The sequence below is a fragment of the Streptomyces sp. NPDC028368 genome (genome assembly GCF_055565615.1).
In genome coordinates this window covers 711,141-732,932 of record NZ_JBVHTY010000001.1, presented here as the reverse complement: position 1 = coordinate 732,932, position 21,792 = coordinate 711,141, and the positions used below count along the sequence as shown (strand labels likewise).

21 protein-coding genes and 1 pseudogene are annotated in these 21,792 nt (G+C 69.6%); 7 read left to right on the top strand and 15 right to left on the bottom strand.

The window, feature by feature from the left end; genetic code table 11:
- The first annotated feature begins 4 nt into the window (after positions 1–4).
- The 5 genes from ACZ4S3_RS03275 to ACZ4S3_RS03255 all read left to right on the top strand — a co-directional run bounded on the left by ACZ4S3_RS03275 (position 5) and on the right by ACZ4S3_RS03255 (position 7,025).
- Positions 5–2,188 carry a protein kinase domain-containing protein gene (locus ACZ4S3_RS03275; RefSeq protein WP_467925063.1) on the top strand — a complete coding sequence of 728 codons (2,184 nt, stop codon included), beginning with the start codon at positions 5–7 and terminating at the stop codon, positions 2,186–2,188.
- A 37-nt stretch (positions 2,189–2,225) separates the two neighbouring features.
- Positions 2,226–4,325 carry a protein kinase domain-containing protein gene (locus tag ACZ4S3_RS03270; protein WP_467925061.1) on the top strand — a complete coding sequence of 700 codons (2,100 nt, stop codon included), beginning with the start codon at positions 2,226–2,228 and terminating at the stop codon, positions 4,323–4,325.
- Between the two features lie 359 nt (positions 4,326–4,684).
- Positions 4,685–5,827: a DUF4185 domain-containing protein gene (locus tag ACZ4S3_RS03265; RefSeq protein ID WP_467925059.1), complete on the top strand. Its 1,143-nt coding sequence runs from the start codon at positions 4,685–4,687 to the stop codon at positions 5,825–5,827.
- 187 nt (positions 5,828–6,014) lie between these two features.
- Positions 6,015–6,791, top strand: a complete 777-nt coding sequence (locus tag ACZ4S3_RS03260; protein ID WP_467925057.1) for a hypothetical protein — start codon at positions 6,015–6,017, stop codon at positions 6,789–6,791.
- An 18-nt stretch (positions 6,792–6,809) separates the two neighbouring features.
- The gene (locus ACZ4S3_RS03255) at positions 6,810–7,025 is read left to right on the top strand and encodes a hypothetical protein (RefSeq protein ID WP_467925055.1); all 216 of its coding nucleotides are present in this window, start codon (positions 6,810–6,812) and stop codon (positions 7,023–7,025) included.
- Positions 7,026–7,088: 63 nt separating this feature from the next.
- Here ACZ4S3_RS03255 and ACZ4S3_RS03250 read toward each other — a convergent pair whose 3' ends face one another.
- The gene (locus ACZ4S3_RS03250; RefSeq protein ID WP_467925053.1) at positions 7,089–7,730 is read right to left on the bottom strand and encodes a LysR substrate-binding domain-containing protein; all 642 of its coding nucleotides are present in this window, start codon (positions 7,728–7,730) and stop codon (positions 7,089–7,091) included.
- Positions 7,731–7,928: 198 nt separating this feature from the next.
- On the opposite strand from ACZ4S3_RS03250, the gene ACZ4S3_RS03245 reads away from it, so the two are divergent.
- Positions 7,929–8,414: a hypothetical protein gene (locus ACZ4S3_RS03245; RefSeq protein WP_467925051.1), complete on the top strand. Its 486-nt coding sequence runs from the start codon at positions 7,929–7,931 to the stop codon at positions 8,412–8,414.
- A gap of 159 nt (positions 8,415–8,573) precedes the next feature.
- Here ACZ4S3_RS03245 and ACZ4S3_RS03240 read toward each other — a convergent pair whose 3' ends face one another.
- The 5 genes and pseudogenes from ACZ4S3_RS03240 to ACZ4S3_RS03220 form a co-directional block, all read right to left on the bottom strand.
- Positions 8,574–8,759, bottom strand: coding sequence for a hypothetical protein (locus ACZ4S3_RS03240; RefSeq protein WP_467925248.1), 186 nt, complete (start codon positions 8,757–8,759; stop codon positions 8,574–8,576).
- A gap of 50 nt (positions 8,760–8,809) precedes the next feature.
- Positions 8,810–8,984, bottom strand: a pseudogene (locus ACZ4S3_RS03235) (SpoIIE family protein phosphatase); the annotation flags it as partial.
- A 149-nt stretch (positions 8,985–9,133) separates the two neighbouring features.
- Positions 9,134–9,688, bottom strand: a complete 555-nt coding sequence (locus ACZ4S3_RS03230; protein WP_467925049.1) for an alpha/beta fold hydrolase — start codon at positions 9,686–9,688, stop codon at positions 9,134–9,136.
- The gene (locus tag ACZ4S3_RS03225; protein WP_467925047.1) at positions 9,685–9,816 is read right to left on the bottom strand and encodes a hypothetical protein; all 132 of its coding nucleotides are present in this window, start codon (positions 9,814–9,816) and stop codon (positions 9,685–9,687) included. The genes ACZ4S3_RS03230 and ACZ4S3_RS03225 overlap by 4 nt, the downstream gene beginning before the upstream one ends.
- Positions 9,817–10,142: 326 nt before the next feature.
- Positions 10,143–10,886 (bottom strand): AraC family transcriptional regulator, encoded by a 744-nt coding sequence (locus ACZ4S3_RS03220; RefSeq protein WP_467925045.1) that lies wholly within the window; start codon positions 10,884–10,886, stop codon positions 10,143–10,145.
- A 54-nt stretch (positions 10,887–10,940) separates the two neighbouring features.
- Here ACZ4S3_RS03220 and ACZ4S3_RS03215 point away from each other — a divergent pair, with 54 nt between their 5' ends.
- Positions 10,941–12,155 (top strand): MFS transporter, encoded by a 1,215-nt coding sequence (locus ACZ4S3_RS03215; RefSeq protein WP_467925239.1) that lies wholly within the window; start codon positions 10,941–10,943, stop codon positions 12,153–12,155.
- A gap of 500 nt (positions 12,156–12,655) precedes the next feature.
- On the opposite strand, the gene ACZ4S3_RS03210 is transcribed toward ACZ4S3_RS03215, so the two are convergent.
- The 9 genes from ACZ4S3_RS03210 to ACZ4S3_RS03170 all read right to left on the bottom strand — a co-directional run bounded on the left by ACZ4S3_RS03210 (position 12,656) and on the right by ACZ4S3_RS03170 (position 21,565).
- Positions 12,656–13,882 carry a glycosyltransferase gene (locus ACZ4S3_RS03210; RefSeq protein WP_467925043.1) on the bottom strand — a complete coding sequence of 409 codons (1,227 nt, stop codon included), beginning with the start codon at positions 13,880–13,882 and terminating at the stop codon, positions 12,656–12,658.
- A 240-nt stretch (positions 13,883–14,122) separates the two neighbouring features.
- Positions 14,123–14,404, bottom strand: coding sequence for a DUF6355 family natural product biosynthesis protein (locus ACZ4S3_RS03205; RefSeq protein WP_467925041.1), 282 nt, complete (start codon positions 14,402–14,404; stop codon positions 14,123–14,125).
- Between the two features lie 256 nt (positions 14,405–14,660).
- Complete coding sequence (gene ssuE / locus ACZ4S3_RS03200; RefSeq protein WP_467925039.1) at positions 14,661–15,194, bottom strand: NADPH-dependent FMN reductase; 534 nt, start codon at positions 15,192–15,194, stop codon at positions 14,661–14,663.
- Positions 15,195–15,346: 152 nt separating this feature from the next.
- Positions 15,347–16,837, bottom strand: a complete 1,491-nt coding sequence (locus ACZ4S3_RS03195; RefSeq protein ID WP_467925037.1) for an FAD-dependent oxidoreductase — start codon at positions 16,835–16,837, stop codon at positions 15,347–15,349.
- Complete coding sequence (locus ACZ4S3_RS03190; protein WP_467925035.1) at positions 16,834–18,912, bottom strand: molybdopterin oxidoreductase family protein; 2,079 nt, start codon at positions 18,910–18,912, stop codon at positions 16,834–16,836. The genes ACZ4S3_RS03195 and ACZ4S3_RS03190 overlap by 4 nt, the downstream gene beginning before the upstream one ends.
- A gap of 171 nt (positions 18,913–19,083) precedes the next feature.
- Positions 19,084–19,845 carry a hypothetical protein gene (locus ACZ4S3_RS03185; RefSeq protein ID WP_467925033.1) on the bottom strand — a complete coding sequence of 254 codons (762 nt, stop codon included), beginning with the start codon at positions 19,843–19,845 and terminating at the stop codon, positions 19,084–19,086.
- Between the two features lie 98 nt (positions 19,846–19,943).
- A complete protein-coding gene (locus tag ACZ4S3_RS03180; RefSeq protein WP_467925031.1) occupies positions 19,944–20,684 on the bottom strand; it encodes a thioesterase II family protein in 741 nt (246 codons plus the stop codon).
- Positions 20,685–20,731: 47 nt separating this feature from the next.
- On the bottom strand, positions 20,732–20,965 hold the full coding sequence (locus ACZ4S3_RS03175) for an acyl carrier protein (RefSeq protein WP_467925029.1): 234 nt from the start codon (positions 20,963–20,965) through the stop codon (positions 20,732–20,734).
- Between the two features lie 27 nt (positions 20,966–20,992).
- A complete protein-coding gene (locus ACZ4S3_RS03170) occupies positions 20,993–21,565 on the bottom strand; it encodes a hypothetical protein (RefSeq protein ID WP_467925027.1) in 573 nt (190 codons plus the stop codon).
- Between the last annotated feature and the right edge of the window lie 227 nt (positions 21,566–21,792).

Genomic DNA, 21,792 nt, shown 5'->3' with positions numbered 1-21,792 from the left:
GGCCATGATCTCCCCACTTCTGCACGACGACCCGCACACCGTCGGGCCGTTCAGAATCCTCGCCCGCCTCGGCGGAGGCGGCATGGGCACCGTCTACCTGGCCCGTTCGGCGGGCGGACGCACGGTCGCCGTGAAGACGCTGCACACCCGTCTCATCGCGGACACCACGCTGCGGACCCGCTTCCGGCTGGAGACGGACGCGGCACGCGTCATCGGCTCCGGCCATGGTGCGGTGGTCGTCGACGCCGACCCCCAGGCACCGACCCCGTGGCTGGCGACGGAGTACGTCCTCGGCCCGCCGCTGGACACGGCCGTCGAAGTGGGCGGGCCGCTGCCGGAGCCGGCCGTGCGCGCCCTCGGCGCGTCCCTCGCCGCCGGGCTGGAGCAGCTTCACCGGTCGGAGGTGGTGCACCGTGACCTGAAGCCGTCCAACGTCCTGGTGACGGCGCAGGGCCCGCGGATCATCGACTTCGGCATCGCCCGAGCCTTCGGCGACGAGCACCTGACGAGCGTCGGCGGCGCCATGGGCACGCCGGCGTTCATGTCGCCCGAGCAGGCGGCGGGCCTGGAACACGCGGCGGCGGGCGATGTGTTCGCCCTGGCCGGAGTGCTGGTCTTCGCCGCCACCGGCCTCGGCCCGTTCGGCGGCGGGGCCCCCACCGACCTGCTGTACCGCGTCCGGTTCGGCGAGCCGGACCTCGGCCGGGTTCCCGAGTCGCTGCGTCCCCTGCTCGTCCGCTGCCTGGCCAAGGACCCCGCGCACCGCCCGTCCACCACCGAGCTGTCCACCGCGCTGGGTGGCGCCGGGGCCGCGTCGCGCGTCCCCGGCGGCTTCGCGGACCTGCTGCCCGACGCGGTGCTGCGGGAGATCGCCCGGCGCAGCGACGAGGTGTGGCGCGAGCCGCCGCACCGCTTGCCGCCGCCGATGCCCGCCGAGGAGCCGCGGGCGGAGTCCGCCGGCGTACCGGGCGTCTCGCGGCGGCGGCTGCTGTACGTGGCCGGCGGCGCCCTCCTGGGCGGCGGCATTCTCGGCGGCGGAGGCTGGGCTCTGCTCGGAGGCTCCGGGGACGGAGGGGGCGGCGCCAAGAAGAAGGACGCCGTCGACCGGCCGAAGCCCCCGGTACCACTGTGGAGCGCCGGCCTGTGGTGCCCGGACTCCGGGGGCGAGGTGATGAGCGTGGGCCGGAACCTGGCCATGCGCGCGGGGATCGTGCTGAACGGCTTCAACGCCGAGTCGGGCAAATCGACCTGGCAGGCGAACATCGCCGATACCTGGCGGTCGACCACCGACGGCACCCGCGTGTACGCCCTGCGGGGGCACCAGGAGAAGGCGGCGTCGCTGGCGGTGTGCGAGGTCTCGCAGACCGATGGCCAACTGGGCAAGCCCCTGGTGGAACTCTCCGCGTTCACCGGCAAGGAGCAGTACAACCAGCTGCTGTGCGTGGTCGACGGCATCGCGTACCTGGTCGCCCGGCTCGCCTCCGGCAAGCGCTGGTACCTGGTCGCGGCCAACCTGGACTCGGGCAAGGAGCGCTGGCGCAGCCCGGTGGACGAGCCGCGGGCCGAGGGCCTCCCGCCCATGCTGTGCGGCGGCGTGGTGGGGTCCCGGGTGGTGCTGTGCGGGAGCCCGAGCACGGACTCGCACTTCATACGCCTCTCCGTGCACGACAAGGGCCACGGCCGCCAACTGTGGGAGATGTCCGAGACGTTCGCGGGCACCCCGCCGTCCCGCCTGGTCGCCGACGACCACAACCTCTACCTGGGCGCCGAGACCCTCACCGCCCGCCGGCTGTCCGACGGCGGGCTGGAGTGGCTCTTCGGCAACGGGCGCGACGTCGGCGACAGCGCGGGCGAGGAGCGGCGGTACGGCGCGCCCATCGTCCAGGACGGAGTCGTCTACTGCGCCGAGGCCGACCGGGGACTGGTCGCCGTCGACGCCCTCTCCGGCACGCTGAACTGGCAGGAGAAGGGGCTGTCCGGCAGGAAGAACCTCCGGGACGTGGCCCCGGCGCTCGGAAAGCGGTACGCCTACTGCGCCGACGACAAGGGCCTGCGCGCCGTCGACCTGCACACCCATAAGGCCGTGTGGACGTACGAGACCAAGCCCCTCGTCCTGACCGCCGACCCCAAGGGCGGCCGGCTGTACGTCCGCCAGGAGAAGCGGACCATCGCCCTCCCGCTCGCCTGATGCCCCGCTCCGTTACCGATCCAGGAGACGACCGACTGTGAAACCCCTCGGCCAGGGAGATCCGCTGCGCCTGGGCCCCTACCGCCTCCACGGCGTCCTCGGAGAGGGCGGCATGGGCAAGGTGTACTTCGGAGCGGACGCCTCCGGACACCCCGCCGCGGTGAAGGTCCTGCTGCCGGAACTCGCCCACGACGGGCACCTGGCCGACCGTTTCCTCCGGGAGGCACAGACCGCGCGGGCGGTGACCAGCGAGGGCGTGGCGCGCGTACTGGCCGCCGAACTGGAGGGCGGCAGGCCGTGGATCGCCACGGAGTTCCTGGCCGGCCCGACGCTGGACGACGCCGTCACGCACTTCGGGCCGCTCGACGACGCCGCCGTGCGGGAGCTGGCGCGGTCACTGGCCCGCACGCTCCAGGACGTGCACGCCACCGGGCTGGTCCACCGGGATGTGAAGCCCCCCAATGTCGTCCTCACCTCGCGCGGCCCCCGCCTGATCGACTTCGGCATCGCCCGCCCCGAGCACGGCCTGACCCTCACCCGTACCGGACAGATCCCGGTCACACCCGGCTTCGGCGCGCCGGAACAGGTCCTGGGGCAGCGCGTCGGACCGGCGGCCGACATCTTCTCCCTCGGCGCCGTCCTCGCCTTCGCCGCGGCCGGCCGGCCGGCGTACACCGGCACCGAGGTGACGGCCGTCCTGTACGAGGTCGTGCACGGCAGCCCCGACCTGGAGGCCGTTCCGGAGGGCTTGCGATACCTCCTCACGCCCTGCTTCGCCAAGGACCCGGCGGCACGCCCGCTGCCCACCCAGGTCGCCGACGCCGCGGCGGCGCCGCGGCAGCCCGAACGGCTGTGGAAGTCCGGCCGGCTGGGGCAGGAGATCCGGCAACGGGAAGCGGCGGCCCGCCGCCTGACGTCCCGTCCGGCCGTCCTCTCGCCCGCTTCCGAGGGCGGCGCGGCCGACGGCACCCCTGGCCTCACCCGGCGGCGGCTGCTGGCCGCGGCCGCCGGTGGTGGGGCGCTGCTGGCCGCGGCGGGCGGCGGTACCGCCTGGTGGCTCAGCCGTGGTGACGGTGGTCACGCCCCGTCCGACCCGTTCGACATCCCGCCGGCCGCAAAGGTGCGGGCCGCGCCGCTCGGTTCCGCCGAAGGCTCCCCGCAACCGCTGTGGGGCCCCATTCAGGACGTGGCCGACGCCGGGTCGCCGGCTCCGCTGCCGGTGCGCGATGTGGTGGTGTTCGCGGCCTCCGGGGGCGGCGTCGCGGCGCGCCGGGTCACCGACGGCCGGGAGCGGTGGCGGATCGGCGATGCGAAGGCGGACGCCGGCTACCTGTCGATCGGGGACCGGCTGGTGGCCACCGCCGACGGCGAGGGGACGCTGCGCACCTGGGTGGCCGCCACCGGGTCCCCCCGGTGGACGGTGGACGCGGAGGTGGGTGCCCTGCTGGCCGCCGACGCCCACGCCGTCTATCTGCTGACCTCCGATGGCCGGCTGCGCTGCGTGGGGACCGACGGGAAGGTGCGGTGGACCCGGCGGCCACCGCTGACGCTGACGGGCGGCCACCCCGCCGCGGCCCTGGGCGCCGGCCATCTGGTGCTCTGCACGGAGACGGGGGACGTGGCCGCGGTCCGTGCCGAGGACGGTTCCCGCGCATGGGTCCGCAAGGGACAGGCCGAAGGACCCCTGCGGCCCGCCATCGACGGCACAACCGTCTATCTCGGCGGCCGCAGTCTGGCTGCGGTTCAGGTCGCCGGCGGCCGCGAACTGTGGGCCCAGAACCCGCTGCGACCGCCCAGCCGGGGCGTCGGCGGGTGGGGCCCGCCCACCGTGGCCGGTGGCGTGGTCTACGCGCTGGACTGCGACGCGCTGCGTTCGCTGCACTCCGACGGCAGTCAGGCCGCCGACCCGATGATGATCGCCGGCGTCGCCCCGCCGTGGCGGCCACCGGTCGTCCAGGGGAACAGCGTCTGGATCGTGGAGAGCGACGACACCGGGGTGAGCGGTCTGCCGCGCTCCGGAGACGGCCAGCCCCAGCCGTACGCCCTCACCGGCGGCCAGGCCCGCTCCACCGCCGCCGCCGACAACCGCCTCTTCGTCCTCAACCGCGCGACACTGCTGGCGCTGCCGGTGTACTGAGCGGTCTTGCGCAAGTCGGTTGCTCGGTGGGCGTATCGGCTGGTGGGAGGGGGCCGCTGGGCCGAAACGTGCAGTGGATACGCGGATCCACCCCGGATCTCCGCGTGTTGGCACCCGCACGTCCAGGCCGGCGCACCCTGCGCATTCCGCCCGCGGACTCCGGCATGCCCACCAGCGAGGTCATCGTCGTGTCATCGCCATTTCATCGGCCGTGGTTAGCGTCGACGCCGTCCGGTGCAGGCAGACCGCCCAGCGTCGGTCGTGTTCTACCGAAGGGCTCACGCGGCGGACCAGCGCCGTGCCACCGAGGGCATCTCCTGGCACACGTAATTGACTCTGATCTGAAAGGCATCGACAGGATGACGCGTCCATCGGACGAGAAGGATTCGACGACCGGCGGCTACTCCCGCCGTAAGCTCCTCAAGATCGGCATCGGCATCGGCGTCGCCGTGGGGGCTGGGGTCGTCGGTCCGGGCACCGAGGTGGCGATGGCCGGCGGGCCGGGCGACCCGTCCAGCCCGACGCTCGCAACCAAGGTGAAGAACCTGAGCGGCCCGGTCGAGACCGGCCCGTTCGCCTCGCCGTGGACCGACCTCGGCATCCCCGCGCTGTGCCCGAACGGCACCATGCTCTTCGTCGGCGGCGACACCTTCAACGGCGACCACGTACCGCAGCCCGGCGAGGCCGCCGACGACTGGCGCGCCCCGGTCGGCCTGCGCTCCGGCAGCGCGGACCTGAACAACCTGCGTATCGACGGCAGCGTCGGCGGCGACCACGCCATCAGCCTTGTCGACGAGCCGCACAACCCGGTCGGTGACAAGGCCACGACGGCGATCCCGTCCGACGTGTTCGTCGTCGACGGCGTCATGTACATGCATCTCATGCGCGGCGTCATCTACGACACCCACCACACGGACTTCTGGCGCTCCACCGACAACGGTGAGACCTGGGAGTACCTGTGCCAGTGGCCGGGCGACCTGCACGGCGGCCAGTTCCAGCAGAAGACCTACGCCGTGGCCGAGGGCGACTACTGCTACGTCCTGTCCACGGTCTTCAACCGTGACGTGGAATCGGGGATGTTGCTGCACCGGGTACGGAAGGACAGCCTCGGCAACCCGGACGCCTACGAGCCGTGGGGCTACGCCGACGGCGACTGGCGGTGGGGCGCGCCCCCGACAACTGTCTTCGGCGCCCGCAAGTGGGGCGAGATCTGCTTCCGCGCCATGGACGGCAAGTACGTCCTCACATGGCTGAACATGAACCCGCTGTCGATCCGGGTGATGGTCTTCCCGCTCCCGACCTCGGACCTGACAAGGACGCTGGAGCAGACGATGATCCTGCCCTGCGCCCCGGGGCAGGAGGTGGCCAACCTCGTCGCCAGCCCGTACGGCGGGTTCGTCATCCCCGGCTCGACGTTCGGCAACTTCCACATCGTCGTCAGCCAGTGGTACGACCCGAAGAACTACCGGATCATGCAGTACAAGATCAACATGCTGTCCTGAGCCGGCACATCCCGTCGGGCGCCGTCCTCGGGCGGCGCCCGCTCCCTTCACCGTCCTTGCCCAGGTCAGGGACCGGCTCCCCGAAGAACGTCCGAACGCGACCACTCAGCACGGAAACGCCGAGGCGAACTCGCCTGTCGGCGGCAGCCTTTGGCCTCGCTGCTGGTCCCCACGGAAAGGTGTGTTCATGGCCAAGCTGATAGTCCTGCTCATCGGCATCGCGGTGATCTTCTCGGTGATCGCCTTCAACGGCGGCAATCCGCCGGTCGGCGTCCTGTTCGCCGTGGTGGCGGCCGCCCCGGTCGTCTACCTCGGATACCTCCTGGGGAACAGGCGCAGGGCCGGCGGGGCGTCCGTCCAGGACCTGCGGCCGGAACAGCGCAGGCGGCGGACGCTGTTCCTCCGGGTGACCGCGGTGGTCATGGTGGCGGCGGTCGGCTATGGCACCTACTGGGTGATGTTCGAGCCGAAGGCCAGCGACAAGGCCCTGGGCCGCGTCTCCGACTTCGAGTCCGGGTGTGGCGACGGCATGGCCCGCAAGTACTTCCCGCAGGCGGCCGGCCACACGGGCGCGGGCCCGCACCCGATCGCGATGTTCACCATCAGCGAGTCCGGCACCCCCCGCCTGGCCTTCCCGGCCTTGGACATGGCGGACTACTGGAGCGGAAACAACCTCGACCCGCGCCGGGTCCAGCTCATCGCCTGCCTGGACTCCCCCGACGAGGGCGAGTTCCTGACCGAATGCAAGTTCACGACGGACGCCATCAAGCTGTACCGCGGTGTGTACGACGTCACCGTGTACGAGGCCAGGACGGGCAAGAAGGTCGGCAGCGAGCGGCTGCGCGGTTCCGGGAAGCCCGACTGCCCGGGGCTGGTCTACCTCAACAAGGACACCGACAAGCTCCACACCGAGCCCGAATTCGCCGACTACCAGGCCGTGTTGCGCAAGTACGTCGACAACTGACCCGGGTGGGGCCCCTCGGTGACGCTGAGCGAGCAGCAGATCCGGCAGCAGGGCCTGGAGAAGACGGTGTCGGGGCAGATCAACGCAAGCTTCGACAAGGTCATTTCATTCGGCGCGGGGCTCACCTCGTCCGAGACGTCCTCGTCCAGCAGCGGGACGACCACCAACAAGACGGACACCGTGCCGGTCACGTACTTCAGCGGACTGATGTCCATCGTCCCGGTCAAGAGCTGACAGACCGCAATCGCCCTGACGCGGCCGCTCCTGGCGGGCCAGGACCGGGGTGAAAGTGACCGCTCACCGCGTGCCGGACAGTTCCTGGGTGACGGCTTCGCGGAGCGCGGCAGTGGTGGCGGCGACCGCGGGATGTCGGGCGGCGCCACTACGGAAGGCGATCTCGGTTCGCCTGTGCAGGGGCAACGGGGTCAGGATCACCTCGGGGTGGGGGTGGACAATTGCGAGCTGCGGCACAATGGCCACGCCTTGGCCCGATGCGACGAGGGCCAGAACTGTGGCGAACTCGTCGGCCTGGTGCCGGACCCGTGGGGTGAAACCCGCGGCTTGGCAGGCCCGGACAGTCATGGCGTGGCACAGCGTTCCTGGGGTCGCCGTGATCCAGGGCTGGTCCTTGCAGCGCCCGATCACACAACCGTCGGATGCTCCCGTCCGCACGGGAAATGTGGACGCGAGGTACATGGACTCGGTGAACAGCGGCTCGATCATCAGGCCAGGTTCACGAGGGGACGGCACGAAGTCGTACTCATGGATCAGGGCAACGTCCAAGTCGCCTGCGCGCAGGGCATGGGCAACTCCCGCTGGATCGATCTCCCGCACCATGGGTTCCAGACCAGGGTGCTCGTGGGCGAGTTGGGCCAGCGCTGCGGGGACTATCGCCCGGCCGGCGGTGGGGAACGCGCCGATCCGCAGGGGGCCGGACACTCCAGGTACTCGGCGGCCGGCTCACCGCCATGCAGGTAGTGAGGGCCGGCGAACCGCAAGCTCGTTGCGGACAGCAAGGCGCTGTCCTGGCTTGCACGTGGACGGCAGGGGCACATATACCTGTCCCCGCATCACGACTGGGTTACCAGACAGCCCCCCGCCGCCGTGCCCTTCCCGGGCAGCGGCGATGATGCCCCTGTGGCGACCAACCTCGAACTCTTCGCGGACTACTTCCAGATCCACGTCCTGGACGACGAGTCCGAGGACGACCTCGGCGACGTATGGACCGAACAGACCGTCGCGGACCGGCTCGGCGTCGCCGAAGACGCCCTGGCCATCGGCACCGCCGTCAACGTCACCGTGGCAGTCAGCGTCCATGTCCTCGCAGAACAGCCGGACGATGACCAAGAGGACTTCGACCACGTCGTCGAGGCCAGCCTCAACCTGGCCTCGGGACGACTGGTCGTGCTGGGCTGCACCGATTACCTCCCCGCCGCAGCACGCTTCGACATGCCCCCCGGCTGGATCCGCATCCGGGCCTCTGGGCGGAACCTGGCTGCCGCCGTCCACGCGGACATCGACTCACACAAGGCCCCCGAGACCACCGAGCAGCTTCGACTGCAAGCCTGGCCTGCCCCGCATAGCCAGCCATCGATCACCAAGCGGTGGGAGCCGAAGGCTTAAGAAGTCAACAACAGTCAGCATCGTTCCAAGCCGCGTGCGGCTCCCTCCGCGGAGCGACTCAACGGGAACCAGTGCCCGCCTTGCGTACCCGCACGCCCTGCGACGCCACCAGCCTCGTGCCGCTGTCACCTCGACTCCACGCTGCCGGCGTGAAGTCTCCTACCACTTCTTCCCGTCGAGCCCGGCTCGCTGGGCTCGGCCCACCTCATCAGCACTGGCCTTGGCCCTGCGGGCTTCCAGCTGGTCCCATTGCCGGGGCTTGGTGAACATCGGGGCCCCGCCACCGGGAACGGCGACCACTCCGCCGAAGCGTTCGTCGCCCGCGAACCAGACGGCCGCGGACATGTCCGCTTCCCACGTGCGGTGGCTGAGCATGGCGCCTGCCGGCACGTCACTGGGCGGGTGCCGATCGCGGCGAAGGCCCTTACCGCGCTGCGTAGTTGGGCCATGGCCGCGGCGGCGATGCTGTGTCCCTCGACGTCCCCGATGACCAGGGACACACCGTCCGTTGGCGGTGGGAATGACGTCGTGCCGGTCGCCGCCGATGTCCATCCCGCTGGTGCCTGGTACGGAGTCGACCTCCCCGCAGCCCAGACGGCCAGGTTGTGGGGCCGGGGAGTTGAGGCGGGTGGGCGGCTACTCGTTGAGGAAGGCCAGGACCTCGCGCTCGAAGCGGTCGGGTGCCTCCAGGTTGACGGTGTGTCCGGCGCCGGGGACGGTCACCAGGCGCCCGCCGAGGGCTCGGGCGTTGGCGTGGATGTCGACGGAGTCCAGCTCGCCGACGATGACGAGGCGGCGGGCCCGCAGCCGGTCGAGCCGGTCGAGGTGGTGGGCGGCATCCGCCTCGACCGGCCGCCCGGCGCGAGGGTGGAGGGGGCGGTGGGGTCGTCGTCGGAGATCTCGACGGCGTGGTCGATGATCAGGCGGGCGCCGCCGGACAGGCCGACGAGGACCGGGCGTTCGAGGCGCAGGTGGGTGAGGAGGGCACGCAGGTCGGCGTGGTTGGACCAGTCGCCGGTGACGGAGGAGGAGCGGCCGTGGCCGCGCTGGTCGTAGCGGACGACGTGGTGGCCGCTGCGGGCGAGGGCGAGGGCGAGTTCGTCCCACATCGTCAGGTCCAGCATGCCGCCGTGGGCGAGGACGACGGGGAGTCCGTCGGGGTCGCCAAGGGCCTCGTAGTACAGCGCGCCGCCGTCGGAGGCTGGGGCGGTGCCGGTGGTCGCGGTGGTCGTGGTGGTCGCGAGGGTCGGGGTGGCCTTGGGCGAGGGTGTCATGTGCCGTCATGCCGTTTTCCTTCCTGCGCGGTGGTGCCCGTGGTGCCGTCGTTGGTCGCGAGGCGGTGGAACTCCTCATCGAGGCGAGTGAGGACGTGCAGGCAGGCGGCGACCTCCTGGGCCGTCACGTCGGCCAGTGCAGTGCGGAGTTCGGCGGCCTCGTCTGCCTGGATGCGGTCGATGGTCTCGGTGCCGTGCGGGGTGAGCCGGATCTGGCGAGCCGGCTGGGACAGATTGACTGTGGGTCAGATGGATGCCGAGGTCGTCGCCCACGCCGAGCGTCATGCCACGGGTCCGGTCGCGCCTCCGCGCGACCGCGGCCGGAAGAACCGCTGACAGCGAGCGGAGTATGCAGGTCACGACGTGCCGGAAACGCCGGGCCGTCGAGAACGGCCCCCTTGGCGGGTGTCGCGGCCGGCAACCGGAACACCCTGGTCGCCGGCCGGCGGCTTCGTCAGAGGGGCTGGCGGGTGCCTGGGGTGTGTCCGAAGGCGCGGCGGAAGACGTCGATGAAGGCGCTGGCGGACGACCAGCCGCACATGTGCGCCACCGTGGTCACCGCGGTGTCCTCGGCCAGCAGGATCAGGGCGTGGTAGAGGCGCAGTTGGGTGCGCCATTGCGGGAACGTCATGCCGAGGTCGGTTTTGAAGAGGCGGGACAGGGTGCGGTCACTTGCGCCGACCTCTTTGCCCAGGGCGGCCAGGGTGCGGTTGTCGGCGGGACTGGCGAACAAGATCTCGCACAGTGCCTTCAGCCGGGGGGCGGTGGGCGCGGGCAGGTGCACCGGCTGCTGGGGTGAGGCCCGCAACTGGTCCAGCAGGACGGCCCGCAGTCGGCTGCGTACGGGGCTGTCGTCGTGCGGCGCATGGGTGTAGGCGAGGATCAGCTCACGCAACAGGGGGCCGACGGTCAGCACCGTCGGCTCGTCGAGGCCGAGCGGGTTGTCGGTCGCGGGCAGGCCGACCAGATGCAGGTCGATTCCCCCGTGGGCCTGATGGGCGTGCACGGTCCCGGCCGGTACCCAGATGGCACGGGTGGCGGGCGCAATCCACGAGCCCGCGTCGGTGGTGATGGCCAGCACCCCACGGGCGGCGTAGACGATCTGGTGGTCGTCGTGGCGGTGGGCATCGATGGCCGCTCCGGGCGCCAACCACTGGGTGCGGGTCGGTGCGACCGGCTCATGGCGGATTTCCTTCATTAGTTGGCAGTTTATCGGAAGCGCGACACGCCGCCGAGCGGTGAACATGGCGATGTGCCAAGGAATAAATCGATCATCCTCCTGTCAGTCGGACATGCCTGTGTGGACGTCTACCAGGGCGCTGTGGCGTCGCTCGTACCGTTCTTCGTCGCCGAGCGTGCCTACACGTACGCCGCGGCCTCGGGCATCGTGCTCGCCGCGTCACTGCTGTCTTCGGTGGCACAACCGCTGTTCGGTGCACTCACCGACCGGTGGGCGCTGCCCTGGCTGCTGCCGTTGAGCACGATCCTGGGTGGGCTGGGGATCGCGCTGAGTGGACTCAGCGGCTCCTACGCGCTGACGCTGGCGTTCGTGGCCGTGTCCGGGATCGGGGTCGCCGCCTATCACCCGGAGTCTGCCCGCGTTGCGCGTGTCGCCAGCAAGGGGAGCCACACCGCGATGGGCTGGTTCTCCCTCGGCGGCAACATCGGCTTCGCCGTCGCGCCCATCATGGTCGCCGCCGTCATCAGCACCGGTGGTCTGCGGTTCTCGCCTCTGCTCGTGGTGCCGGCGCTCGCCGGCAGCGTGCTGTGCCTGCCCATCCTGCGCGCACTGAACAAGACCTCACGGAGCGGTTCCGGCGCCGCGGTTGCGACGGGGACCGATGACAAGGCCTCGTTTGTGAAGCTGGCGCTGGCGGTGGTCTGCCGGTCCATCGTCTTCATCGGTCTGAGCACGTTCATTTCGTTCTACGCTCAGCAGCGAACGGGAGGCGGTACCGCAGCGGGTACCGCGGCGCTGTTCGTGCTCTACATCGGCGGCGCGGTGGGCACCGTAGTGGGCGGCAACCTCGCCAACCGCTGGGACCGGGTCACTGTCGTGCGCGGGTCGTACCTGATCAGCGTCGCCGCCGTCGCGGGTGTCGTCTTCGTCCCCGGCCCGGCGATCTACTTGTTCGTGGCGCTGACATCGGCCGGCCTCTACATCCCCTTCTCGCTACAGGTCACCCTTGGGCAGGACTATCTCCCCACGCGGGTCGGCACCGCCAGCGGGATCACCCTCGGCCTGACCATCAGCATCGGCGGCCTCGTCAGTCCCCTCATCGGCAAAATCGCCGATGCCAGTTCTCTGCAGACAGCCCTGGCTCCGCTGATCGCGATGCCCGCCCTGAGCTGGCTGCTGTTCCGAACACTGCCCGAACCCACCGTGCCGAAGTCCGAGGCACCGGTACCGCAGCCCGCAGACGATACAGAGAAGGAGCTTTCTCCCGTCCAGCGGAATCACCGCTGACGTTATTTGGACTCGGGGGCGCGGTAGTTTCCGCGGAATTGTCGAGAAAAGTAACCCGCAGGTTTCTCTGTCAGGCCGGTCGCGGAAGGTGAGAGACGTGAATGGCTTACCGAGCATGTCACTGCAGGACGTGTGCCCGCTCTCAGACTGGGGCTGCTCGACCGCTCTGCAACATCCTTCGTGGCAATTGCTGTCCAAGCACACCACATCCGAGGGCGAAGTCGAGTACTGCCGGTGCTCCTGTGGGGCGATGGTGGTCCTCTGCCAGGGCGAGTTGGCGGCTGTCACCGGACCCCGTCGAGTCAGGTCAAGGCGCATAGCCGAAGAGGCAACCAGAGACCGCTGATTGCGGGGGCACGGGCGAGACCGGATGCGGGGCCCTGCGGCAACAGGGCCCCGCAGCAATGGGCGGGTGGGCCGCCGGCGAGGTGCCCGTCGTTCGGGTCCCTTTCCGTCGGCCCTGTCGCCCTGTGTCGGAGCTCTCGCATGTCCCGTGTGGTTCACGCGGACATGGGCGGCCTTTCCTGGCTGACCGCTTCGAGCAGCAGTTTCGCGGCCACCGTCGCCCCGTCGGTGCGGATCGTGCCGGCCACGGCCCTCGCTCGTGCCTGGGTCTCGGGGGTCAGGGCCTCCTTGAGCGCGGTTGACAGGGACTCGGCGGTCGGGGTCGGACCGTCGTGTGCCACGCCAATGCCCAAGTCGGCCACCCGGTCGGCGAAATACGGCTGGTCCCCCGCCTGGGGCACCACCACCTGAGGAGCGCCGGCGCGGGCGGCGGTCGTCGTCGTGCCCGCGCCGCCGTGGTGCACGACGGCGGCCACCCGGCCGAACAGCGCCCGGTGGTTGACCTCGCCGACGACGAAGCAGTCGTCCCGGTCGTCGATCAGCGCCAGGTCTGCCCAGCCGCGCCCGACGAGTACGCGGCGGCCCTGCGCGCGGACCGCCTCGATGGCCGCCTGGGCGACGTCCTGCGAGACGTGGCGCATGCTGCCGAAGCCGACGTAGACCGGTGGTGCGCCGGCGTCCAGGAACGCCACCAACTCGTCCGGGAGCGGGCGCTCGTCGGGCAGGATCCACGCACCGGTGTGCACGATGTCGAGTTCCGCCGTCTCCGGCCACGGGTCCAGGGCCGGTTCCGCCGCCAGCCACGGGCGGTCGGTGAAGATGAAGTTGAGGACATCGTCCACCGGCGGCAGACCGACCGAGGCCCGATGGGTGTTGAGCGCCTCGCCGTGCAGCGCGTTGAAGGTCTGGGCGGTCAGGTCCCACAGAACCCGGTTGTCGGCTCCTTCCGGTGGGAGCGACTGACCCGGCAGCACCTGCGGCGGCGGTGCGTGGTGCGGCGACGGCAGCAGGAACGAGCAGAAGGTCGCGTACACGTAAGGGATGCCCAGCTTCTCGGCCACCGACCGCGAGCCGAAATGTGCAAGACCGGTCGCCACGAGGGCGTCGCATCCTTCGGCCGCCGCGGCGACCGTGTCGAACTGTGCGGCCAGCTCGGCCGCGCGCCGGGACGCGGCGTCCGCCGACGACGGCCGCACCATCGAGCCCATCGGCGGGCCGACCGGCACCAGCTCCACGCCGACACCGGACAGCAGCTCGGCGAACTCCTTGTCCGGCGGCGCGCACATCCGTACCTCCGCGCCGAGTGCCCGCAACTGCACCGCGAGTCCCACCAGCGGTTCGACGTCCCCGCGCGACCCATACGTCGACAACAACACGCGCATTCGTGACTCTCATTTCCGTAAGTTCTGGCCTCGGTCGGCGATTCTGCGGCATGACCCGGGTCTTGCCGCAAGCCCCCCGGTGCGCTATACGTTGAGAGTGGAAAGGAGTGGGGAATCTCCTTTCCTTTTCCTTTGTCGTCCGCTGTGGACGGACAACCTCCTGCGGATGCAGCCGGGACCCCGGCCGGTGTCTGGGAAGAGCCCGGGGCTCGGCACCCCGGGCTCTTCTTCACGTCGGGGTCAGCAGGTGCGGCCGACGTAGTGGGCGCCCTGGATCCTGCGGGCCGATCCCAGCCACGACTTGCCGGGGCCTACGCAGCGCTCGTAGTCCGCGGCCCACGCTACTTTCACCTTGATGACCACGCGTGAACCGTCGCTCGTGCAGTGGTTGTAGAACGCGTCGCTGCCGGTCTTGTAGAACCCGCAGGGGGAGGCGACGGCCGCCGGGGCGGCGGCGGTGGACAGTCCGAGGATGAGGGCTACGGCTCCGAGGACGGCCGGCAAGGAACGGCGAACGCTCACGGGTCAACTCCTTCTTGAGGACGCGATACCCGAGCACCGGTGGCTCGGTCACGCGCAGAGCGTCGCAGTAATCACGTTGGTCGTCCTACGGTTCCGCTCGTGTGAGTGAAGGGGTTCACCAGATCGAGGGCGGAGGCGTTTGAGGCGGGAAATGTCCGTATTCCGCTGATCCGCTTCAGCTCGATAGCTGTTGTAAAAGTGCTGCGAAGGCCGCGAAGGCTTCGAGGGCCGGGAGAGATTACGAGCGCTGCGCGGGCTACGATGCCGCGATCAGTGCTTTGCGGAACTGCTCGATCACGTCGTCCAGCATGACGGTACTTTCCGGCAGGATGCGCAGCTCCCCGTCGCTGCAGTCCATGTGTGTGTCCAGCAGGAAGAAACTCTGTACCACATGCCGCGCACCCAGTGAATGCGCTACCGGACGCAGCGCATAGTCCAGAACGAGCACATGTGCGGCGCTGCCGCCGGTAGCCAGTGGCAGCACCACTTTGCGGGTGAATCCGAACTGGGGGAGTAAATCCAAAAAGACCTTGAGCAGGCCGGAGAAGCTTGCCTTATAGGTCGGTGTGGCCAGCACGATTCCATCGGCCCGTGAGACCTGCTCGAGCGCTTCGGATATCGCCGGGTCCGTGATATCCGCGGTGAGCAGCGCCGCGGCGGGCAAGGTGCGGACCCTCAGGTGTCCGGCGTGCCACTCGGAGTCGGCCAACCGCTGGGCTACAAGGTCACCGAAGCGTTCGGTCTTGGAGGTCGGGGACGGGCTGCCGGAGATTACCAAAACCTTGGACACGGCCACTCCTTGGAAGTGTCAAGAGACTTTGAATTCTTGCTGATGCCGCGGAGTTCGTTCATCTGGTGAGTCGGCGGTGCCGAGAGGGTTGGCCGGGCCGAGTGCTCATTGCGTGGTACGGAGGTGGCCGGCCGGCGCCCAGCCGCTGCCGGTCATTGTGCAAGGAGTTCCGGTTGCAGACGCTGTTCCTGCTGCGGGTGTGGTGACGAGCGATATGCGTCGTCGGCATTGTTCTGGCTGTTTTGGGAGGGGGATTTCTGGAGCCATTGGCAGAGGCCTCCCACGGCGCTGGTGCAGCCGCCGCATCCGGTGGTGGCGCGCGTGGCACGGGCCAGAGCCGCTGTTTCGCGGGCCCCGGTACGCCAGGCGGCCACGAGGGCGCTTTTGGTGACGTTGTTGCAGCGGCAGATGATGGCCTGGTCGGGGAGGTCTTCGAGGGCGCCGGTCCGGCCGGTGGCGGCGCGTCCGGCCAGCAAGGAAAGCCGGTCGACGGGGGTGGGGGCGTCGGCGTCGAAGAGTTGGCTGATCGCTGCGACGGATTCGGGGAAGCCGAGCAGAATGGCGCCGACGATGCGTTCGTCCTGGACGGACATGCGGGCGTACTGGCCGCGGGCGGGGTCGGCCAGGGTGATGACCTCGGCGTCGGGGAATGGGTCATTGCCGTCGCCGATGACGGCGAGGTCGACACCGCGGGCCTTGAGGCGAGTGACGGTACGGGTCTCGGTATAGGGCCGGTTTCCCCCGGTGAGCGCGTCGGCGAGGGTCTCGGCCTGTTCCCAGGCGGTGGCGATGAGTCCCGGGACCCGCCCGGCATGTTCCGCGCAGTCGCCCAGTGCGTGGATGTGGAGGTCGCTGGTGCGCATGTGGTCGTCCACGACGATGCCACGGCCGACCCGGAGTCCGGCGCGCCGAGCCGGCTCGGTGTTGGGCACGACACCTGCGGAGACGACGACCAGGTCGGCGGGCAGAGAGGAGTGGTCGTCGAGGATGAGCCGGCCGTCGGTGTACGAGGTGGCGGCGCGACCGGCGTGAACGCGGATGCCGAGGCGTTCGAGAACGCCGGCCAGCGTGCGCCCGGCGGGCGCGTCGAGTTGGCGTTCCATCAGGTGGGGGCCCATGTGCACGACATCGACGCCGCGGACCCGGTCGCTCAGGGCGCGAGCGGCCTCCAGGCCGAGCAGACCGCCGCCCAGCACAGCGACATGACGGGCACCCGGCAGGTAGTCCTCCAGGCGGCGGCAATCGGCCAGCGTACGCAGCGCGACCACGCCCTTTGCCGGGCGGTGGTCGTCGTCGACCAGGCCGGGCAACGGCGGCACGAAGCAGCGCGCGCCGGTGGCCAGCACGAGCTCGTCGTAGCGGTGCAGCAGCCCACTGGTGGTGCGCACCGTGCGCCGCTGCCGGTCGATCTCGACCACGGTGGCTCCGCTGTGGACGGTCACCGTGCCGCTGCCGTGGTCGGCGAGATACGTCGCCTCGGCGGAGAGCTTTCCGGCGATCACCGAAGGCAGCAGCACTCGGTTGTACGCCGGCTCCGCTTCCGTGCCCAGGATGGTGATGTCGGCCTGGCTGTCGCGGGTACCCAGCAGTTCGGCCAGCCGGTGCCCGGCCGGGCCGTTGCCGACGATGACGATGCGCCTCACAGCTCACCACTGCCGGTTGTGGTCTGAGGTCGGCCCAGCGGCTCCAGCCGTGCCGCACAGACCTTGAACTCCGGCATCCGCGACACCGGATCCAGCGCGGGGTTGGTGATCAGGTTGGCGCGCCCGGCGTCGGGAAAATGGAACGGCAGGAACACCGTGTCGGTACGCAGCGACGCCACCGTACGTACCCGCGCGACGGTGGAACCGCGGCGGGCGACAACCCGGGCGAGTTCGCCCGCGGCCACACCGGCGCGGCGAGCGGTGTCGGGGTGGACCTCGACGAACGCCTCCCCTGCGGCGTCCATCAGCTCGGGAACGCGGCGGGTCTGGGCACCGCTCTGGTAGTGCGCCAGCACCCGGCCCGTGGTGGCCCGCAGCGGATACGTACCGTCGGGGAGCTCCGCGGAGTCGCGGTAGCCGACCGCCCGGAACCGCGCGCGGCCGTCGTCGTGGCCGAAGCGCTCCAGGAACAGCCGCGGTGTCGAGTCGCCGTCCGTCGGGCACGGCCAGTGCACGGGCTCGTCCAGATCTTTCAGCTCGATGCCGGAATAGTCCGCGGCCCCGCCCGCCGACGCGCGCCGCAGCTCGGCGAACACCTCGTCGGGGTCGTCGGGAAAGCGGTCAGCGGGCTGGCCCAGCCGGGTGGCGAGTTCACGCAGCACCCACAGGTCGTTGCGCGCCCCCGGCGGCGGGTCGATCGCGCGGCGGCGTCGCAGTACCCGTCCCTCCAGGTTGGTCATGGTTCCGTCCTCCTCGGCCCACTGCGTGACCGGCAGCACCACATCGGCCATCCGCGCGGTCTCCGACGGTACGAAGTCGGCCACTACCAGCAGGTCCAGTGCGGCCAGCCGGGCGGTGATCCCGCGTGCCGCGGGTGCCGACACCACCGGGTTCGCGCCGAACACCAGCAGGGCTCGCGGTCCGCCCGGCCGGCCCAGCGAGTCCAGGAGCTCATAACCGCTGGGGCCTTCTCCCGGCAGCGCGTCGGCGTCAACACCCCATACACCGGCTACGTGTTGACGCGCCGCCGGGTCGGTGATCTTGCGGTAGCCGGGCAGCTGATCGGCCTTCTGGCCATGCTCCCGGCCACCCTGTCCGTTGCCCTGCCCGGTCAGGCATCCGTAGCCCGAGCCCGCCCGGCCCGGCATGCCCAGCGCCAGTGCCAGGTTGATGTAGGCCGACACCGTGTCCGTGCCCTTGGAATGCTGCTCCGCGCCCCGGCCGCTGAGCACATACCGCCGCTGCGCAGCGGCGAGCATCCGCACCGCGGCGTACTGGTCGGCCACCGGCACTCCGGATATCCGTTCGGCATGCTCGGGCCACCACTCCGCGGCCCGCCGCCACGCCTCGTCGAACCCTGTCGTGCGCTGTGCCACGTAGTCACGGTCCAGGTGGCCGTCCACCACCGCGGCGTGCAACAGGCCCAGCGCCAGCGCCAGATCCGTTCCCGGGGCGGGGCGCAGGTGCAGCGCTGCGCGCTCCGCCGTCGCGGACCGCCGCGGGTCCACCACGATCAGGTCGGCGTGGTCCAGGTGCTGCATCAGCGGCGGCATCGTCTCCGCCACGTTCGCCCCGGCCAGCAGGACCACCTCGGCCGATGCCAGGTCGGTCACCGGGAACGGCAGGCCCCGGTCCACTCCGAAGGCCGCGGAACCGGCCGCCGCGGCCGAGGACATACAAAACCGCCCGTTGTAGTCCACCCGCGACGTGCCCAGCGCCACCCGCGCGAATTTGCCCAGCGTGTAGGCCTTCTCGTTGGTCAGTCCGCCGCCGCCGAACACCGCCACCGCGTCCGGCCCGGATGCGGAGATGATCCGCCGGAGCTGCCCGCCGATGTGCTCCAGCGCCGTCTCCCATGACACCGGACGCTGCGCCGTCCGCGGCTCGGGCCGCATGAGGGGTGAGGTCAACCGGTCCGGCGCGGACAGCAGCTGGGGAGCCGTCCATCCCTTCACACATAACCGGCCCGCGTTGACCGGGAAATCCTCGTCCGGGGACACGGTCACCCCGTGGGGCGAGACCTCCAGTCTGGTGCCGCACTGCAGCGCGCAGTACGGGCAGTGCGTACGAACCATCCTCAACTCCTCACGGCCGGTTCCGGGCGAGTCCGCTCGACTCCGGCCGGTGGGGATACGCCGTGTCACCCGGAGTGGGAAACCGTTCGGTGCCGCTGACGGTTTTCTCGTCGCAGCGAACGGCGGAGGCGGGCGGGGCGTGCGGAACTCCGCGCCCCACCCGCCCTGTTATCAGGCCGGCCAGCCGAAAGCGCTGATCGTGTCGCGGGTGCGGCCCGGCTCCGGGTCATTGAAGACGAAGCAGCGGGTGTTGCTGACGCTGCCGCCCTCGGCCTGTGCCGTCGAGAAAATCAGCACCGGCTTCGGGGCGCCTTCCTTGGTCACGAAATTCGCGCGGAAATTGATGATCGGAGAGTCCTCGTCCCAGCGCGACAGGAAGTCGTCGACCAGGCCCTGGTCCTCGTAGATCTTACGGATGTGCCCGCCGACATACTCGGACGGCGTCGAGCTGTATTCGACGAGGGCGACGTCTGCGGGATTGGCGTGCATGACATTGCCATTGACACCGATCAAGTGGATCGCCACCGGCGCCACCTGGTAGAACTCGCGCATTTCCGCTTCCTTGTCCTTGCGCGGGGCCAAGGACGGGTGTGCGCTCTGATCGACCGTCCGAATCCAGTTCGCGGCGTCGGAGACGGTGGCATTCTCGGGGCTGGTGTTCGACACCGGCAGCCGCTCGCCGAGTTCCGGCCGGCTCACCCAGTGGATGCGTACGTTGTCGCCGCTTCCCGCCAGTACGGCGTTCACGCGGGCCGCCCGCTCCTTTCCGTCGGCGCTGCGGTAGGAAACCTGGACGTTCTCGAACCTGTTCTCCTTCTTCAGGAGTTCCAGCAGCTGCGCCAGTCCGTCGTCGGCACCGTCGATCAGGATCCGCTCGCCGAGATGGTTCGCTTCCCCGCCCATGAGCACGGACTGCGCCTTGTTGTGCAGCACGACGGCGCCGGATCCGTCGGTTACCGTAATTCCCACCGAGCTGTTCCCGATGACGTCGATCAGCTGCTCAATGGAGGGGATGTTGCCGTTGTCAACCGTCATTTCTCGCTCCCAGTGTGTGTCGAGTTCTGACTGCGATCCACGATTCGACTGATCGCTGCTGCGACTAAGTCTTGACCGGAGAGATAGTAATCATGTCCGCCGTCGAATGTAAATGTTCCTAGAAATGGGCCGCTGGTAAACCGCTTCCATTCCCCCATTTCGTCGGGCCGGACGAATTTATCGGCGCTGCCGCCCAACAGTGCGAGCGGAGCGCAGATCGGCTGCTTAGTGATCTGATACTCGCGCCGCATCTGAAGATCCTTGAACAGCCAGGACCCCTCGGTGTCGCCTTCTCTGTCAGTGGCGCGCTGTTGTCCACGTAACGCGGCGAATGCCGTGGCTATCAGGGGCCGCGGGGCATTTCCCGGCTCACGGGCGCCCGACACCAGCAGACTTGCGACCTCGCACCCGGACTGTTCCTCGAACCGGGTCGTGAGTTCATACGCGAACAACGCTCCCAGGCTGTGCCCGAACAGATGCAGCCGTCGTCCCGGCAGCAGCTGGGCAAGGTCCTCGGCCCAGCGGTCGACGGCACCCTGCACCGATGCGGGCGCCTCGTCCCGTACCAGGCGGCCGCGGCCGGGCACCTCGCAGTGCACCGCCGCAAACGTGGCCGGCAGATGGGTTCCTATCGGGAAGTACGGCGACGTGACACTGCCCGCCGGCGGCAGAAAGACCACGACCTCGTCGGCCTTCTCGACGCTACTGCCCTGCACAACAACGGATCGTCCAGACATCCTGCCGAGCTCCTGCCGTCATCACAGCCGGCCACACGATTTTTTGGCTATGGGTGAAGGAAATTCTTCTCGATGTCCTTGAGGGTGCGGAAGGAATCGAGGTCGACCTCGCTGGACTCCAGCATCGTGCCGCGCAGTTCTTCGACGTAGAGGACAAGCTCCACAAACTGCAGGGAATTGATGACGCGGGTCTCGAGGATGTCGGTTTCCGGGTCCAGGTCGGACACGTCAGGGTTGCGTTCGAGGATCCAGGAGCGCACGTCTGTCCAACTCGCCGCCATAACCACTCCTTATTCGCTTCTCCGGTGTTACCGGCCGGCACCGGCGGACAGCTGCGTGGCGAACGCGTTGAACGCCGCGACCCGATCGGCCATCTCGGAGATGAGCGCAAGATCGCCCGGACTGATGGGACCCCGACGATGCTTCACGCCGCGTACGAGGACGAGATGGCCGCCGGCCACGCCCCGGAAATTCAGGGCGAGCGCCACTGCCGAGTCGGCCTCCCACTTGCGCAGCAGATCCAGCTGCTGAGAGTCGGTCTGCTTCGCGAATCCCTCATGACCGCTGATGATGATCTGCGGTTCGCCGCTGTCTTCGGCAAGCGTGCGTACTCCCTGCAGCGCCTCGGAAAATTCCGATGGGGCCTGGACAACGGGCTGGGAATGCGTTGCCGGTGCGCCCAGGGAGATCGCCGAGGCGATAAAGGGGACACTCGCTTTGGCCACTGCCGGGATGACATCCGGGAGGCCGGCGGTGTTCCGGACGGTCGCACTGATGTGGGCGAGGAAGCCCAGGGATTCCTCGGCGGACTTTCGGCCCGCGATGTATCGCAGGGCGGTAGTCCAGTTTTCGGTCGGGGTTTCCGTGCTGTTTTCGGACACGATGGATCCCTCGAAGAGTGAGATTCGGGTGTGGTGACTGCTTCGATCTCGGCCCGTTGGCGGCAGCGACAGAGCTGCGTGCGCGTGATGGTGTGCAGCATTTCCCAGGTGACCTTCATCGAGGTCACTAACGCGATGACGCGAGCTCTACAAGAGCAACAGATTGCCCCTCACTTCGCGTAACTCGACCCTAACGGTTAGCCCTTGGTGGCACAAGAGCTGTATTC